This is a genomic window from Lysobacter sp. CC-YZS074 (genome assembly GCF_056739745.1).
Window position 1 is genome coordinate 877,696 of sequence record NZ_CP200301.1, and the last position, 16,373, is coordinate 894,068.

The window sequence follows — 16,373 nt, forward strand, 5'->3', positions numbered from 1 at the left end:
CTACGCCGCCCCGGCCGCGCACGGGCGCGCGGGGCGGTCGAACCACGCCAGCATCGTCTGGATCAGCGGGCCGATCGCCAGCGCGTAGGCGAGGGTGCCGAGCCCGAGCGTACCGCCCAGCGCGAAGCCCGCGACCAGCACGCCGCCCTCGATCAGGGTGCGGATCAGCCGCACCGACCAGCCGGTGCGCCGCGCCAGCCCGGTCATCAGGCCGTCGCGCGGGCCGGGGCCGAAGCGTGCGCCGATGTAGGCCGCGGTCGCCGCGCCGTTGAGCACGATGCCGCCGGCCAGCAGCGCAATCCGCTGCGGCAGGCCGATGCCGGCAAACGCGTCGCCGGCCCACGCCATGCCGGCGTCGAACACCAGCCCGATCACCACGACGTTGCAGATGGTGCCGAAGCCGGGGCGCTGGTGGATCGGAATCCACACCAGCAGCACGAGGAAGCCGACCGCGATCGCGACCTGGCCCATCGTCCAGCCGCCCTGCAGCGCCAGGCCCTGGTGCAGCACGTCCCACGGCATCAGCCCGAGGCCGGCCTGCACCAGCAGCATCATCGACAGGCCGTAGGCGACCAGGCCCAGGAACAGCTGGAGGAGCCGACGTGGCATGTGCGGCGGGAACGGGAAGGGACGGCCAGTCTAGGCCGTGACCGGCGTGCAGGCCGGCACGCCGGTGGAACGCTGCGTGTGGCGTGGCGCCGTCAGGCCGGCGAGCCGTCCGGGTTGCGGTCGATCATCCACAATCCGGCCCACAGCTTGAGGTCGATCTCGTACCCCTCGCGGTGCTTCTGCATCAGCCAGGCGGGGGCGTGCGAACGGGGCACGTGGTGGACCAGGATGTCTTCGTTGTCGACCCCGCCGCCGGCCCCGACGCGCCTGAGCTCGCGGGCGCGCACGAAGGCGATGCGTTCGCTGCTCATGCCGGCTGAGGTCGGGCCGGTCAGCAGCACGTCGACGCGGCCCGGCTCCCAGCCGGTTTCCTCGATCAGTTCGCGATGGGCGGCGATTTCGAACGTGTCGTGGGCATGGTCGTCACCCACCAGCCCGGCCGGCATTTCGATGGTGCGCTTGCCGATCGGTACCCGGAACTGCTCGACGAACAGCACCTCGTCGTCGGGGGTCACGGCGATGATGATCACCGCCATGCCGTTGCCGTGGGTGCGCTCGGCGTATTCCCAGCGGCCACGCCGGACCATCCGCAGCCAGGGACCTTCGTAGAGGATTTCGGGGGTGTCGTCGTCGTGTCCGGTCATGCAGCGATCCTACCCGTCGCCGGTGGCCGATTCACGGTCCCGTTCATGCGGGTGCGAACGCGATGCCCGCCGCGTCGTGCAGCCGGCGCCGCGTCATCGGTCCGAACCGCAGCGCATCGCACAACCGTCCAAGGCGGTCACCGTCGGCGGCGCGGCGCGCGAAATGGCCGTGCGCGGCGTCCAGCGGCACCTCGCAGGCGATCGTCGCCAGCTGGCGGCACAGCAGTGCCTGCGCGCGGTGGGTACGCAGCCGCGCGGCACACGCCGCGGCGCCGCGCAGGCGCAGGAACGGCACCTCCTCGACCCGTTCCAGCAGCGCGTCGAGGCTGCCGAAGTGGGCCAGCAGCGCGGCCGCGGTCTTGGCGCCGATGCCGGGCACGCCGGGGATGTTGTCGACCGCGTCGCCGGTCAGTGCGAGGTAGTCGGCCAGCTGGTGCGCGTGCACGCCGTGGCGCGCCGGCACCCCGTCGGCGCCCCAGCGCTGGGCGCGGGCGAAGTCCCACTGCTCGTCGTGCTCGCCCAGCAGCTGCGACAGGTCCTTGTCGGCCGAGACGATCACCGAACGGAAGCCGTGCGCGCGGGCGCGGTGGCAGGCGCTGCCGATCAGGTCGTCGGCCTCGTACTCGACGTGGGCCAGCACGCTCAGGCCGAGCGCTTCGCACAGCGCCTTGCACTGGCCGAACTGCCGCCGCAGCTCCTCCGGCGCCGGTTCGCGGTTGGCCTTGTAGGCCGGGTAGAGCGCGTTGCGGAAGCACGAGTCCAGCGCCTCGTCGAAGGCGATGGCGATGTGCTGCGGACGCGCGCGGTCGAGCAGTTCCAGCAGGAACCGGGCGAAGCCGTGCACCGCGTTGGTCGGCCAGCCGTCGGCATCGCGGAACTCGTCGGGCATCGAATGCCACGCGCGGAACACGTACAGGCTGGCGTCGACGAGGTAGAGCGTATTGGCCGGCGCGCGCGCGACGGGAGCGCCGTCGCCCATCACGGCGTCCACTCGCTGAGCAGGTCGGCCGGATCGGGTCGCTCACGTTCGGGGACGTCGACCGCCGGCGTGCCGATGTGGACGAAGCCGACCACGTGTTCGTCCTCGGCCAGCCCGAGCATCCGCGCGACCTCGCGGTCGTAGGCCGCCCAGCCGGTCAGCCAGGTGCCGCGGAAGCCGACCATCTGCGCCGCCTGCAGCAGAGCGAAGCAGGTGCAGCCGGCGGTCAGCAGGCGCTCCTGCTCGGGAATCTTGGGATCGGGGCCGAGCCGGGCCACCACGATCACGATCAGCGGCGCATGCAGCCAGCGCCCGCGGTCCTTGTCGAGCACCGCGTCGCTGAGGTCCGGATCGATCTCCAGGTGACGGGTTGCCAACCGTTCGCCGAACACCCGCCGGGCGTCGCCGCGCAGGCGGATGAAACGGAACGGCACCCGTTTGCCGTGGTCCGGCACGCGCACCGCGCTGCGCAGCAGGCGCAGCAGCGTGGGGTCGTCCGGACCCGGTGCACCGAGCTGCATCGCCGGCACCGAAAGCCGGGCATCGAGAGGGGCCAGCGGACCCCCGGGCGAACCGGGAAAGGCCGGCGGAAGTGCCCGTTCGTCGGACAGTCCTGAATCAATGGGTGACATCTATCACAGCTTGTTAATCGGGCCGGAGCGGTGACGCATATTGCCACTATGCTCCGTGTTGCGTCCGACCCACCACGTCAGCTTTGTCTGGGGGAGCCACCGTGTCCACTCATCCGCTCGGAACAGATCGTGCCTCGCGTACCGATCCGATGCGCGTGCTCGAGGAAATCAAACGCCTCGCGCTCGAGCAGCTCGGAGGTCTGCCGGGCAGCCTGTACGAGGCGGTCGAGGAGACGCTGAAGACCTCCGTCCACGGTGACGACGGTCGCGATGCCCCGCAGCTGCTGTACCAGAACCAGGCGGCATTGTGGGTGCTTCGCCAGCATCACGCCACCCACGTCATGCGCTATCGCCAGCACGTGGGACGCGGCTTCGACGATTTCCGCGCGCTGCGCATCCGCAACCGTGGCGACCTGCCGCTCGGGCTGATCGACGAGAGCCAGATCGATTTCCACCTCGCCGGGCAGAACCTCGCCGAGTCGCTCGACAACCGCTTCAAGCCGGCGCTGGAACAGATGGGCGCGCGGCTGCAGGTCGTGGCCGCCGTGCTGGGGCTGCCGCCGACCCCGAACCCGATCAGCCCGACGCGGCTCGCCGGCGCGTTCGTCGAAACCTACACCGACGAGCAGGTGCCCGCCGCGTTGCGGACGGTGCTGTTCGAGCACTACGGGCAGGCGCTCGACAAGGCGCTTGGCCACCTCTATGCCAGCGTCAACACGTTGCTGGCGCGCAGCGGCTACGGCGTGCCCGAAGCGCTGGCGCGGCCGAAGCCGCCGGCACCGGCGCAGGCCGAACCCGACCTGGGGATGTCCCATCCCGACCACGGCGATTCCAGCGCAGGCGCGTTCGACGGCGGAATGGCCCCGGCCGGGCCCGCAGAGCCCGCCGGCCTGCGGCCCGCCATGCAGCCGTCGCGCCCGCAACCGGCGACGCCGTCCCGGGCGACGGCCCCGGCGGGTGGCGGCGCCGCCTCCGGGGACGGCGCGCTGGGTGACCTCGGCGAACTGGGCGAGCTGCGGCAGATGCTGCAGGCCTGGCGCGAAGGCCGCTTCAGCGCCGCCACCGTGTCCGGCGCCGGCCAGGCCGCGCAGCCGGCCCCGCCGCGGCGCGAACTGCGCACCGAGGAAGTCCTCAACGTGGCATCGCTGCTCCAGGGCGAGCCGTCGGATGTCTTCGCCCGCGCGCTTGCCGGTTCCGGCCGCCTGGCCAGCGCGATCCGCGACCAGATCAACGACGGTTCGCGGCGGCTCGGCCTCAACCCCGAGCAGATCCGTTTCAGCAGCGAGGAAGAGGATGCGATCGACCTGGTCGCGTTGCTGTTCGACTCGCTGTTCCAGAGCCACCACCTGCAGGAGCGCGCGCGGCGCCTGTATGCGCGCCTGGTGCTGCCGTTCGTGAAGGTGGCGCTGACCGACCAGGGCGTGTTCGTCGAGACCAACCATCCCGCCCGGCGCCTGCTGGACGCGATCACCGAAGCCTGCGCCGGCAACAAGGGCGAAACGCCGCAGGAGCGCGAACTGCTCGACCGCGCCGCCGCCGCGTCGCAGCGCGTGGTGGCCGAATACAACGAGGACCTGGCGATCTTCGAGGTCGCCCATGCCGAACTCGACGCCCTGCTGCAGCAGCAGCGCCGCCGGATCGAGCTGCAGGCCGAACGCGCCGCCAAGGCCACGTTCGGCCGCGAGCGGCTGAACCATGCGCGTGAACAGGCAGACGCCGTGCTCGCGCGCCGCCTGGCTGCCCCGCCGCTGAGCGACGCGGTGGCCGACTTCCTGTCGACGTCCTGGCGCCACCACCTGGTGCAGACGCTGCTGCGCGAAAGCGCGGACAGCGACCGCTACCGCGAGGCGATCAAGCTCGGCGATGCGCTGGTCGATGCCGACCGGATCGCCGCGGACGGGCGTGGCCGTGACCTCGCCGCCCGCCTGCTCGCCCTGCAGCCGGCGATCATTGCCTGCCTGGGCAGCTCCGGCCTTGACCAGAGCGCGGCCGAGCATGGGCTGGCGGTGCTGGTCCGCGGCCTGATCTACCCGAATGCGCCGCGCGACCTGCATCAGCCGCCCGCGGCCGAGGCGGACGAGGATGCCGGCGAGAAGGGTCTCTGGATCGCCGGCGGCACCGACACCTTGCGCTTCGACCCCGCCATGGCTGAACGCATGCGCCAGCTCCAGCCCGGCGACTGGCTGCAGCTGAGCGACCTGCAGGGCGAGGCGATCGACGCCAAGGTCGCCTGGGTCAGCCCGCTGACCGCGCGACGCCTGCTGGTGAACCGTCGCGGCCTGCGGGTACTGGTCGCCTCGGCCGAGGAACTGGCCAGCCTGCACGCCGCCGGCCGGCTGCAGCTCGGGGTGGAGCCCACTCCGTTCGAGCAGGCCATGCGCCACGTGCGCCAGCAGCTCGACCACGCCGTCGGCCAGGACTGATCCTTCCCCGCCCGTCGCACCGCGACGGGCCATTGGCTACGATGCCCCGACTTCGTCAGGGAGCGTGCGCATGGCGGCAGCAACCATGGCCATCACGATCGGCGTGCCGCGCGAAGCCGCGCCCGGCGAGCGTCGGGTCGCGCTGACGCCCGAAACCGCGAAGAAGCTCACCGCCGCCGGCGCCCGGGTCCGGATCGAGCAGGGCGCCGGTCTGCGGGCCGGTTTCACCGACGACGCGTACGCGCAGGCGGGCGCCGAGGTGGTGGCCTCTGCCGGCACCGCGCTGGAGGACGCCGGTCTGGTGCTGTGCGTGCAGCCGCCGCCGGCCGCGCAGTTGCAGCGCCTGAAGGAGGGCGTGGTACTGGTCGGGCTGCTCGCGCCCGAAACCGTCGCCGAACGGGCCGAGGCGATCCGGGATCGCGGCCTGGTCGCGTTCCCGCTGGAACGGCTGCCGCGCACCACCCGTGCGCAGGCGATGGACGTGCTGAGTTCACAGGCCGGCATGGCCGGGTACAAGGCGATGCTGATCGCCGCCGGGCTCGCCCCCCGGTTCTTCCCGATGCTGACCACGGCGGCCGGCACGATCCGGCCCTCGAAAGTGCTGGTGGTCGGCGCGGGTGTCGCCGGGCTGCAGGCCATCGCCACCGCGCGCCGCCTCGGCGCGCAGGTGGAAGGCTTCGATGTCCGGCCCGAGACACGCGAGCAGATCGAGTCGCTGGGCGGCCGTTTCCTGGACCTGGGCGTCAGCGCCGCCGGTGAGGGCGGTTATGCCCGCCAGCTCACCGACGCCGAGCGCGCCGAGCAGCAGCGTCGCCTCGGCGAGCACCTGCGCGGACTCGACGTGGTGGTGACCACCGCGGCGGTGCCGGGGCGCCCCGCGCCGCGGATCGTCAGTGCCGCCATGGTCGCCGGAATGAAGCCCGGCAGCGTCATCGTCGACCTGGCCGCGGAAAGCGGCGGCAACTGCGAGTCGACCGTGCCCGGCGCGACCGTCGACGTCGGCGGGGTGACCGTCGCCGGCCCGCTGGACCTTGCCAGCAGCGGGGCGGTGCACGCGAGCGAGATGTACGCGCGCAACGTGTTCAATTTCGTCAGCCTGTTCGTCAGCGACGGTGCGCTGGTGTTCGACTGGAACGACGAGCTGCTGGCGAAGACGGTGTGGCCGGGGCCGCCGACGGCCCAGCGGTGATGCCGGCCCAACCCGGCAGCGGGTTTGCAGGGGCGGCTTCAGCCGCGATCGGATAATTGGTCGCCCGTGCCGGTTCCACGATCGCGGCTGAAGCCGCTCCTGCATGGGCCGTCGCCCGCTTCATTCATCGCAGTCGCGGGGATGCTCCGGGGCCGGGTTGGCCTCCACCCATGCCTTCTGCTGCGCCGGGGTCATGGCCCGCCAGCGCTCCTTCAGGGCGCGCCGGCCGGCTTCGTCCAGGCCCCGCATGCGGGAGTACAGCGCACGGGCCTGCTCGCGCTGTTCGGGCGACATGTGCTTCCAGCGCCGCACGCCCTGGTGAGCGCGGGCACGCTGCTCGGGCGGCATGGCCTGCCAGCGGCGGGCGTGCTCCAGCAGGCGGGCACGCTGAGCGGGGTCGGCATTCCAGCGGTCGCGCACCGGAGCGATCAGCTGCTCGCGCTGTTCGGGACTCAACCGCTCCCACGCCGGCAGCGCCTGCGAAGCGGCCGCGAACGCGGGCACTGCCAGCAGCACGAGCGTGCACAGCACCAGACAGCGGCGGGAGATGCGGGCCACGGAGGAGGTGGTCACGAAGCGAAAGTTCATGGGCGGAGCTCCGCGGGGGGCGGCAGGGTGTCGTCGTTGGCGGCCAGCCACAGGTACAGGCCGGGATCTTCCTCGAGCGCGGCGAGCATCTCGTCCACCTCGCTGTCGACCTGCACGCGACGGCTGGCGCCTTCCAGCGGGTCGGCCGCGGGCGTCGTGGCAGCGACCGCCTCGACCGGCGTCCGCGCCGGCGGGGACGACTGCAGGGCGATCGCGACCGCGATGACCGCCACCGCCGCCGTCACCACCCCGCCGCCGAGCAGCCAGCCTGCACGCGGCGCCGGCGCCCGGGCCGCCAGCCGGGCCTCGAGCAGCCGGCGGCGCACCGGCGGGGACACGTGGTCGAGCGCCGATGCGTACTGCGCGCGCATCGCCCGGTCGAAGGCATCGTCGCGTGAATGGTTCGTGGTCATCGCCAATCCTCCAGTTGTCGCTGCAGCGCCTCGCGTGCGCGCGACAGGTGTGTCTTTACCGAGCCTTCGCTGCAGCCCATCGCCTGCGCGGTGGTGGCCACGTCGAGCTCTTCCAGCACGCGCAGGCTGAAGGCCTCGCGCTGCCGACGCGGCAATCCGGCGAGGGCCTCGGACAGCCTTGCGTAGCCTTCCCGGCCGTCGTGCGCCCGCGACGGGTCCGGGGCGTCGTCGGCCCAGTCCGGCATGCCGCCGTCGTCGCGCTCCGGGGCGGGAGCCATCCAGCGCAGCCGGAAGGTCCGGCGCCGCTGGACGTCGACGATCCGGCTGCGCAGGATGCTCCAGAACAGCGGCGTCCATTCCCCGGCCGGCCGCTGCTGGTAGTTCAGCATCTTCACCATGGCGTCCTGCACCGCATCCAGCGCGTCCTCGCGGTGGCGCAGCCCCAGTTCGGCGAAGCGGTACGCCCGCGGCCCGATGCCGGCCAGGAACTCGTCGAGCGAAGCGTATCCGCGTGGTGGCATCCCGCCCTGCCGCTCCGCGGGGGGCGGTTCGGGCAGGGACACGGCGGGCACATCGTCGGCATCGGCACTCACGTGGTCGAGCATATCCGGCTGGCGGCACGGTGCCGTCGTCGTCACAGCTCCATGCTGCTGGGAGGGGAACGCCTGCGGGTGCGGCCGGTTGACAGGCGCCGCGTCGCTGCGCGGCCGGAGCGGCGGTGGTTATGATGCGTTCGACATCGCATGCCGACGGCATGGGGGAAGGGCAATGGGCGACGGTTCCGTGGCGCAGGCTTTCACGATGCTCTACATCTTCATGCTGGCCGCGATCGCGGGCCACGTGATCATTTCGCGGGTGCCGGTAATCCTGCACACGCCGCTGATGTCGGGTTCGAACTTCATCCACGGGATCGTGCTGGTCGGCGCGATGGTCGTGCTGGGGCACGCCGACACCACCCTGGAGAAGGCGATCGGCTTCGTCGCGGTGGTGCTCGGGGCCGGCAACGCGGCCGGCGGCTACGTGGTCACCGAGCGGATGCTGGAGATGTTCAAGCCCAGCCGGAAGCCCGGCGCGGCGGGCGGGGGCGACACGCCGGCGGGCGGCGCCGCGGCCGGCAAGCACGCGGCCGGCAAGCACGGAGACGGCCGGTGACCGGCGCCGGGGTGCTTGCGGCGGCGAGCTACCTGGTCGCCGCGACCCTGTTCCTGCTCGGCCTGCAACGCATGGCGTCGCCGCGGACCGCGCGTAGCGGTATCCGCTGGGCCGGCGTCGGCATGCTGCTGGCGACCGCGGCGACCTTCCTGCTCGGGCTCGACAACCTCGGCCTGATCCTCGCCGCGCTGGTGATCGGCGCCGGCGCGGCGTGGGTGTCGGGGCGCCGGGTCGCGATCACCGACATGCCGCAGATGGTCGCGCTCTACAACGGCATGGGCGGCGGCTCGGCGGCGGCGATCGGCGCGGTCGAGCTGTTGAGGTTCTCGGCGCTGGCGGCGGGCGCGGGCGCGCTGGCGCAGGCCGACGCGGCCCCGTCGACGACGACGCTGGTGCTGGCGGTGCTTGGCGCGGCGATCGGCGCGGTGTCGCTGTCGGGCTCGGTGATCGCCTGGGCCAAGCTCGACGGGCGGCTCGACCGGCGGGTGGTGTTCCCCGGGCAGCAGGTGTTCAACGCGCTGGTGTTCGTGGCGATGGTGGTGGCCGGTGGCTGGGCGGTGGCGACGCTCGGGGTGCCGGTGATCATCGCGTTCTTCGTGCTGGCGCTGGCGCTGGGCGTGCTGATGACGCTGCCGATCGGCGGCGCCGACATGCCGGTGGTGATCTCGCTGTACAACGCGCTGACCGGATTGGCGGTGGCGTTCGAAGGCTATGTGCTCGGCAACCAGGCGCTGGTGATCGCCGGCACCATGGTCGGCGCCGCCGGCATGCTGCTGACCCGGCTGATGGCCAGGGCGATGAACCGGCCGATCCGCGGGGTGCTGTTCTCCAATTTCGGTGGCGGCGGGCAGGCGCAGGAGATCGCCGGCAGCCAGAAGCCGATCGAGGCCGGCGACGTCGCCGCGATGATGGCGTACGCGGAAAGGGTCGTGGTCGTGCCCGGCTACGGCATGGCCGTGGCGCAGGCCCAGCACAAGATCTGGGAGCTCAGCCAGAAGCTGATCGAGCGCGGGGTCAAGGTGAAGTTCGCGATCCACCCGGTCGCGGGCCGCATGCCCGGCCACATGAACGTGCTGCTCGCCGAGGCCGGCGTGCCCTACGACCTGATCGCCGACATGGACGACATCAACCCGGAGTTCCCCCAGACCGACGTCGCGCTGGTGATCGGCGCCAACGACGTGGTCAACCCGGTGGCCCGGACCGACCCGGCGTCGCCGATCTACGGCATGCCGATCCTCGACGTGGTCGAGGCCAGGAACGTGGTGGTGATCAAGCGCGGCCGCGGCACCGGCTTCGCGGGCATCGAGAACGCGCTGTTCTACGCCGACAACGCGCGGATGCTGTACGGCGACGGTGCCGAGATGGCGGGTGCGCTGGTCGCCGAGCTGAAGGCGCTCGACAGCGGCCACTGAACCCCGCCCTCAGCGCGCCACCAGCGCCGCGGCCAGCAGCGCCACCGCCCACCAGAGCAGGTCCCAAGGGCCATTGGCCAGTTGCGCCAGGGTCCACGCGTGGTGGGGGCCCAGCCGCACCGCCGATTCCCACGGCGCGTAGCCGAGCATCCGCCCGAGCTGCGCGGCGATCTGGCCCCAGTTCGCCATCACGATGACCGCGGCGGTTCCCCCCATCGCCGCCAGCATGCGGCCGCGGCCGGGTCGCCATCCGCCCAGCCGCAACATCAGCGCCACGTCCAGCGCGGCAAGCACGGCCATCCAGCTGTTCTGGCGCCCCGTGGAAAAGCCGAGGGCCACCCAGGCCACCACGAACGCTGCGACGCCCAGGGCGAGCAGCAGCCACGCGATCCACGGCACGCCCCGCGCGGGGACGTTGCGTTGGGATGGCGGCATCACGGACAACGGCTCATGCGTGCGTCACGGCGGGTAAAACGGCCGGGCAGCATAGCGGGCCGGCGTGAACGGGGGAATTTGGACTAGAATGGTCCTACTTCGTTCCAGCCACCATCTCCATGTATTCACGCAGCAGCGAACCCGTCCGTTTCGAGCGCGACTGCGCCGCCGTCCTCGTGCCGCAGGGCGACGCCGTCAGCCTACCCGCGGGCAGCGTCGGCTACATCACCCAGGCGCTGGGCGGCAGCTACACCGTGTTCGTCGAGGGCAACCTGTTCCGGATCGCCGGCAAGGACGCGGACGCGATCGGCAAGGAGCCCGCCGAACCGCTGGAACTGCCGGAGGGTGCCGACGACGAGGCGGTCGAACAGCTGGTGTGGAAACAGTTGCGCACCTGTTTCGACCCGGAGATCCCGATCAACGTGGTCGACCTGGGCCTGGTCTACGAGGCACGGGTGGAGCCGCACCCCGAGCGGCCCGGCGAACGCCGCGTCGCGGTCAACATGACCCTGACCGCGCCGGGCTGCGGCATGGGCGACGTGCTGGTGTCGGACGTGCGCGACAAGCTCGAGATGATCCCGACCGTGGCGGAGGCCGACGTCGAGCTGGTGTTCGACCCGCCGTGGGGCCGGCACATGATGTCCGAAGCCGCGCGCCTGGAAACCGGCATGCTCTGATTCGCGCCCCGGAAGGTGACCTTAAGCGGCAACATTTGCCGTTTTTGCGCATTTCCTTGGCGCGATGCAACATAAATGAAACACGGACGCCGCTGCCGACAGGATCGGCGTCGGGAAAAAAGCGCACTTCTTCAAAGACTTAGCCTCGTTCTCCCTGTTCACCTTTGCAGGCGTCGCGTGACGGCACGTCTACCGTGCTTGTCCCCCCGAAGTTCCCGGCTCTAGGTTGCATTTCGGCTGCATTCAGCAACGGCAGCCGATTTCGCATCGTCCGGCCCGTGCAAGGGACTGCCTCCGGCGGCTTCCAGTGCGAGGAACCAGACGAACTGTTTGCCGCACTCGCGGCGTTACTTTTCGGGGTTTCACGATGTCCAATCGCTCTCTGCGCGGGTTCCGCACCCACGCCCTCGCCGCGGCCACCGCCGCCGTCCTCTCCGCTTCGGTACTCGCATCACCGGCCAGCGCCGCCGGGGCGGAGGTCAACCTGTCGGGCCTGCAGTCGGCCGACTCGCACGACCGCTTCATCGTCAAGTACAAGGAAGGCACCGCGCAGGCGACCAATTCCGCGGCCCTGAAGCGTTCACTGGCCAGCGCGGCCAGCGCGACTCTGCACGGCAAGGCGCTGGGACTGCAGCAGGTGCGCCGCATCGCCACCGGCGCGGAAGTCGTCCGCACCGCCCGCAAGCTGGACCGGCGCGAAGCCGAGCAGCTGATGCGCCAGCTGGCCGCCGACCCGAACGTCGAGTACGTCGAGGTCGACCAGCGCATGCATCCCACCCTGACGCCGAACGACACCTACTACAGCAGCAACCAGTGGCACTACTTCGAGGCCACCGGCGGCATCAACGCCGACGATGCCTGGAACGTCACCAATGGTGCCGGCGTGGTGGTGGCGGTGCTCGACACCGGCATCACCAGCCACAGCGACCTCAACGCCAACATCCTGCCCGGCTACGACTTCATCAGCGACAGCACCGTCGCCGGTGACGGCAACGGCCGCGACAACAACCCGAGCGACCCCGGCGACTACTACGGCGGCTACGATTCCAGCTGGCACGGCACCCACGTGACCGGCACCATCGCCGCGGTCACCAACAACAACTCCGGCGTGGCCGGCGTCGCCTACGGCGCCAAGGTCGTGCCGGTGCGCGTGCTCGGTCGTGGCGGTGGTTACCTGTCGGACATCGCCGACGGCATGGTGTGGGCCTCCGGCGGCAGCGTCAGCGGCGTGCCGGCCAACCCGAACCCCGCCGAAGTCATCAACATGAGCCTGGGCGGCGCCGGTTCGTGTTCGTCGACCTACCAGAACGCGATCAACAGCGCGGTCAACCGGGGTACCACCGTGGTGGTCGCCGCCGGCAACGACAACGCCAACGTGAGCGGCTACAACCCCGGCAACTGCAACAACGTCATCTCGGTGGCGTCGACGACCCGCAACGGCACGCGCTCGAGCTTTTCCAACTACGGCTCGATGATCGACGTGGCCGCGCCGGGCAGCGACATCGCCTCGACCGTCAACACGGGCACGTCCGGCCCGTCGTCCGAGGGCTACAGCCTGATGTCGGGCACCTCGATGGCGTCGCCGCACGTCGCCGGCGTGGTCGCGCTGATGCAGTCGGCAGCCGGTGGCTCGCTGAGCCCGGCACAGGTCGAGAGCATCCTCAAGAGCACGCTGCGCTCGTTCCCCGGCAGCACCGACCGTGACATCGGCGACGGCATCGTCGACGCGCTGGCGGCGGTGCAGGCCGCCGGTGGTGGAGATCCGGGTGACCCGGGCGACCCGGGTGATCCGGATGGCGGCGCCCTGCAGAAGGGCGTGCCGGTAACGGGCCTGTCGGCCAGCTCCGGCGGTGAGGTGCTCTACACCTTCGAAGTGCCGTCGGGCGCGAGCAACCTGGCCTTCACCATGTCGGGCGGCAGCGGTGACGGCGACCTCTACGTCCGCCGCGGCAGCGCTCCGACCGACAGCGCGTACGACTGCCGCCCCTACCGTTCGGGCAACAGCGAGACGTGTACCTTCGCCGCCCCGGCCACCGGTACCTACTACGTCCGGATCAAGGCGTATTCCAGCTTCAGCAACGTCAGCCTGGTGGCCAACTACACCGCCGGTGGCGGTGGCGGTGGCGGCTCGCCGCAGACCTACACCAACAGCGGCGACTACAGCATCGTCGACCGCGCCACGGTGGAGAGCCCGATCTCGGTCTCCGGCCGCAGCGGCAACGCCGGTGCGAGCACCCGGGTGGACGTCGACATCCGCCACAGCTACAAGGGCGACCTGAAGGTCGACCTGGTGGCGCCGGACGGCAGCACCTACAACCTGCACAACCGCTCCGGCGGCAGCGCCGACAACATCATCGGCTACGCCACGCTCAACCTGTCGAGCGAGGCGCTCAACGGCACCTGGAAGCTGCGGGTGAACGACGCCTACACCGGCGACACCGGCTACATCAACAGCTGGAGCATCACGTTCTGACCGAACGGCTGCACGAGTAACACGTGGCCCCGGCACGCTGCCGGGGCCACGCACTCCGGATCGCACAGGGGAGGTCCGGCCGGGCAGTGCCCGCCTTCGCTTTCCCGCTTGCCGCGCGCGATGCGCCCGCGGTCCATCACAAGGAGTGTCCGATGAAGCGCCCCGTTCTGGCCGTCGCCATGGCGACCGCCCTCGTCCTGCCCGTTGCCGCCTCCGCGCAACCGGCCGGACCCGGCAATGCCCGCATCGAATCCGGCCACGCGCACGTGGGCGGCCGCCTTGCCGAGGTCCTCACGCAGGATCCGCACGCGCCGGTCTACATCGTCAGCTCGCTCGACAGCTACCAGCGCGGGCTGCAGCGGATCGCGCGCGAGCCCAGCACCGAGAGCGACAGCACCGGTGCCAACCTCGTGGTGTCGCGCGTGCTCGCGCACCAGTTGCCCGACATCAGCCGCCAGATCCACGACCAGGAGCACCGCTGCGGCGGCTACTTCGCATTCGCCACCCGTGCCGAGGCCGAACGGTTCCTTGCCGGTGAGCGCAGCGCGCAGGCCGTCACCACCACCTTCGCCGACTACAGCGTCGACAATCAGGCCACGGTCGGCCCGTGGCTGCCGCAGGTGGCCGAGGCCAACATCCGCGGCACCATCGACCACCTGTCCAACAGCTACCCCAATCGCTACTACGCGAGCAGCTCCGGGCACCAGGCCGCCGAGTGGATCCGCGATACCTGGGCGGATCTCGCCGCGGGGCGCGACGACGCCAGCACGGAGCTGTTCGACTGCACCGATTGCGGCGGCCAGCCGTCGGTGATCCTCACGATCGAGGGCAGCGAACTGCCCGACGAGATCGTCGTGCTGGGTGGCCACCTCGACTCCATTTCCAACGCCGGCAGCGGCGAGGCGATGGATGCGCCCGGCGCCGACGATGACGCATCGGGCATCGCGACGCTGACCGAGGTCATCCGGGTGGCCCTGGCGGACGGCTGGCAGCCCCGCCGCACGGTGAAGTTCATGGGCTACGCCGCCGAAGAGGTCGGCTTGCGCGGCTCGCGTGCGATCGCACAATCCTTCCAGCAGCAGGGGCTTGACGTGGTTGGCGTGCTGCAGCTGGACATGACCAACTACACCACCGGCGCCAGCGTCGACATGCAGTTGATCAGCGACTACAGCAACAACGACCTCAAGCAGTTCCTGCGCGACATCTTCGACGAGTACCTCGCCCCGCTCGGGCTGACCCGCGGCAGCTACACCTGCGGCTACGGCTGCTCCGACCACGCGTCGTGGACCAGCGCCGGCTACCCGTCGGCGATGATGTTCGAGGCCAGCTTCAACAACGACATCCACACCGCCTACGACACCCTCGCCAACATGGGCGGCACCGCCGAGGGGAGCGTGCCGCTGGCCAAGCTCGGGCTGGCCTTCCTCGGCGAACTGGCCAAGACCGCCGGGGACGGTGGCGGTGAACCGCCGGCCGACAATGTGCTGGACAAGGGCGTGCCCGTGACCGGGCTGGCGGCAGCCGCCGGCGAGGACATCGAGTACACCCTGCAGGTGCCGGCGGGCGCGGGCAACCTCGTGTTCACCACATCCGGCGGCAGCGGCGACGCCGACCTGTACGTCCGACACGGCAGCGCGCCAACCGACAGTGCCTACGATTGCCGGCCCTACCGCAGCGGCAACAACGAGAGCTGCAGCTTCGCCACGCCTGCCGCCGGTACCTGGCACGTCAGGGTCAAGGCGTACTCCAGCTTCGCGTCGGTCAGCATGGTTGGCGACTACGACCTTGGAGGCGGCGGTGACGACGTGCAGGTCTACGAAAATGCCGACGATGTCACCATCCGCGACAAGGCCACGGTCGAGAGCCTGATCAGCGTCAGCGGCCGCAGCGGCAGTGCGCCGTCGGACGCGCTGGTGTCGGTCGACATCCGCCACAGCTACCGCGGCGACCTGCGGGTGGACCTGGTCGCGCCCGACGGCAGTCTCTACAACCTGCACAACCGCGGTGGCGGCAGTGCCGACGACCTGATCGGCGACTACGAACTGGACCTTTCCAGCGAAATGCTCAACGGCACCTGGAAGCTGCGGGTCAACGACAACTACAACTACGACTCGGGCTACATCAACGGCTGGCGCCTGACGTTCTGAGCGGACGCACGCGTCGTTGCTGTCTCTCTCGCCCCGGCCCTGCGCCGGGGCTTCTTTTATCCGTGTCCCTGGCCGGCGCTCAGAGCGCCTCGAAGCGGTTGGCCTCGACATTCTTGCGGACCCGCGCCGGGTCCCAGATGCGGCCGTTCATCGCGATATAGACGCCCGCCGGCAGTGACTGCACCGCGCCGACGGCGGTGCCGATGTTGAACTCCGCGTCTGAACCGCGGAAGCGCGCCGGGTTGAGTGCGCCGGTCAGCACGATGGTCTTGCCGGGGATGGTCGCCAGCACCTTCGCGGTGGCGACCATCGAGTCGGTGCCGTGGGTGACCAGCACGTGGCGCGCGTCCTGCGCGGCGATCGTGGCGCGGACCAGCTCGCGGTCGGCGTCGCCGATGTGCAGCGAGTCCTTGCGCAGGATCGGAATCACGCTGTAGCGGAACGCCACGCCCAGCTCATCGAGGATGCGGCCGATCTGCGGCTCGCCGATCTGGAAGTCCGACTTGTCGTCGAAGTAGATCTTGTCGATCGTGCCGCCGGTGGTGACGATGCAGAGCTGGTCCATGGCGTGTCGCAGGGCAGGGGAGACCGCGAATTATA

At 70.8% G+C, this 16,373-nt stretch carries 15 protein-coding genes and 2 pseudogenes; 8 read left to right on the forward strand and 9 right to left on the reverse strand.

Annotated elements, in window-relative coordinates:
* From yczE to U8331_RS03780, 4 genes are all read right to left on the reverse strand, one after another.
* Positions 1-609 carry a membrane protein YczE gene (gene yczE, locus U8331_RS03765; RefSeq protein WP_481132296.1) on the reverse strand — a complete coding sequence of 203 codons (609 nt, stop codon included), beginning with the start codon at positions 607-609 and terminating at the stop codon, positions 1-3.
* Positions 610-701: 92 nt separating this feature from the next.
* Positions 702-1,253: an NUDIX hydrolase gene (locus U8331_RS03770; protein ID WP_481132297.1), complete on the reverse strand. Its 552-nt coding sequence runs from the start codon at positions 1,251-1,253 to the stop codon at positions 702-704.
* Positions 1,254-1,296: 43 nt separating this feature from the next.
* On the reverse strand, positions 1,297-2,232 hold the full coding sequence (locus tag U8331_RS03775) for a 5'-3' exonuclease (protein WP_481132298.1): 936 nt from the start codon (positions 2,230-2,232) through the stop codon (positions 1,297-1,299).
* Positions 2,232-2,753: a nitroreductase family protein gene (locus tag U8331_RS03780; protein ID WP_481132299.1), complete on the reverse strand. Its 522-nt coding sequence runs from the start codon at positions 2,751-2,753 to the stop codon at positions 2,232-2,234. The genes U8331_RS03775 and U8331_RS03780 overlap by 1 nt, the downstream gene beginning before the upstream one ends.
* Before the next feature lie 212 nt (positions 2,754-2,965).
* On the opposite strand from U8331_RS03780, the gene U8331_RS03785 reads away from it, so the two are divergent.
* Both U8331_RS03785 and U8331_RS03790 read left to right on the forward strand, forming a co-directional pair.
* Complete coding sequence (locus U8331_RS03785) at positions 2,966-5,287, forward strand: DUF1631 family protein (protein ID WP_481132300.1); 2,322 nt, start codon at positions 2,966-2,968, stop codon at positions 5,285-5,287.
* An 85-nt stretch (positions 5,288-5,372) separates the two neighbouring features.
* A complete protein-coding gene (locus U8331_RS03790) occupies positions 5,373-6,476 on the forward strand; it encodes an NAD(P) transhydrogenase subunit alpha (protein ID WP_481132882.1) in 1,104 nt (367 codons plus the stop codon).
* Between the two features lie 120 nt (positions 6,477-6,596).
* Here the strand turns inward: U8331_RS03790 and U8331_RS03795 are convergent, their stop codons facing one another.
* From U8331_RS03795 to U8331_RS03805, 3 genes are read right to left on the reverse strand one after another with little or no spacing between them, the layout of a single operon-like run.
* Complete coding sequence (locus U8331_RS03795) at positions 6,597-7,034, reverse strand: DUF3106 domain-containing protein (RefSeq protein ID WP_481132883.1); 438 nt, start codon at positions 7,032-7,034, stop codon at positions 6,597-6,599.
* Positions 7,035-7,060: 26 nt separating this feature from the next.
* Positions 7,061-7,477, reverse strand: a complete 417-nt coding sequence (locus U8331_RS03800; protein WP_481132301.1) for a hypothetical protein — start codon at positions 7,475-7,477, stop codon at positions 7,061-7,063.
* Positions 7,474-7,998 (reverse strand): RNA polymerase sigma factor, encoded by a 525-nt coding sequence (locus tag U8331_RS03805; protein WP_481132302.1) that lies wholly within the window; start codon positions 7,996-7,998, stop codon positions 7,474-7,476. The genes U8331_RS03800 and U8331_RS03805 overlap by 4 nt, the downstream gene beginning before the upstream one ends.
* A 247-nt stretch (positions 7,999-8,245) precedes the next feature.
* Between U8331_RS03805 and U8331_RS03810 the strand changes: the two genes are divergently transcribed.
* Both U8331_RS03810 and U8331_RS03815 read left to right on the forward strand, forming a co-directional pair.
* The gene (locus tag U8331_RS03810) at positions 8,246-8,629 is read left to right on the forward strand and encodes an NAD(P) transhydrogenase subunit alpha part 2 (RefSeq protein WP_481132303.1); all 384 of its coding nucleotides are present in this window, start codon (positions 8,246-8,248) and stop codon (positions 8,627-8,629) included.
* Positions 8,626-10,041, forward strand: coding sequence for an NAD(P)(+) transhydrogenase (Re/Si-specific) subunit beta (locus U8331_RS03815; RefSeq protein ID WP_481132304.1), 1,416 nt, complete (start codon positions 8,626-8,628; stop codon positions 10,039-10,041). Before U8331_RS03810 ends, U8331_RS03815 begins: the two co-directional genes overlap by 4 nt.
* Positions 10,042-10,050: 9 nt before the next feature.
* Here U8331_RS03815 and U8331_RS03820 read toward each other — a convergent pair whose 3' ends face one another.
* Positions 10,051-10,476, reverse strand: coding sequence for a hypothetical protein (locus tag U8331_RS03820; RefSeq protein WP_481132305.1), 426 nt, complete (start codon positions 10,474-10,476; stop codon positions 10,051-10,053).
* A 119-nt stretch (positions 10,477-10,595) separates the two neighbouring features.
* Here U8331_RS03820 and sufT point away from each other — a divergent pair, with 119 nt between their 5' ends.
* From sufT to U8331_RS03840, 4 genes and pseudogenes are all read left to right on the forward strand, one after another.
* Positions 10,596-11,153, forward strand: a complete 558-nt coding sequence (gene sufT, locus U8331_RS03825) for a putative Fe-S cluster assembly protein SufT (RefSeq protein WP_481132306.1) — start codon at positions 10,596-10,598, stop codon at positions 11,151-11,153.
* Positions 11,154-11,520: 367 nt separating this feature from the next.
* A pseudogene (locus U8331_RS03830) lies at positions 11,521-13,254 on the forward strand (S8 family peptidase); the annotation flags it as partial.
* A gap of 192 nt (positions 13,255-13,446) precedes the next feature.
* Positions 13,447-13,626, forward strand: a pseudogene (locus U8331_RS03835) (proprotein convertase P-domain-containing protein); the annotation flags it as partial.
* A 152-nt stretch (positions 13,627-13,778) separates the two neighbouring features.
* A complete protein-coding gene (locus tag U8331_RS03840) occupies positions 13,779-15,773 on the forward strand; it encodes a M20/M25/M40 family metallo-hydrolase (protein ID WP_481132307.1) in 1,995 nt (664 codons plus the stop codon).
* A 79-nt stretch (positions 15,774-15,852) separates the two neighbouring features.
* Here U8331_RS03840 and U8331_RS03845 read toward each other — a convergent pair whose 3' ends face one another.
* Entirely contained in the window at positions 15,853-16,338 is a 486-nt protein-coding gene (locus tag U8331_RS03845; protein WP_481132308.1) for an asparaginase domain-containing protein, read from the reverse strand.
* Between the last annotated feature and the right edge of the window lie 35 nt (positions 16,339-16,373).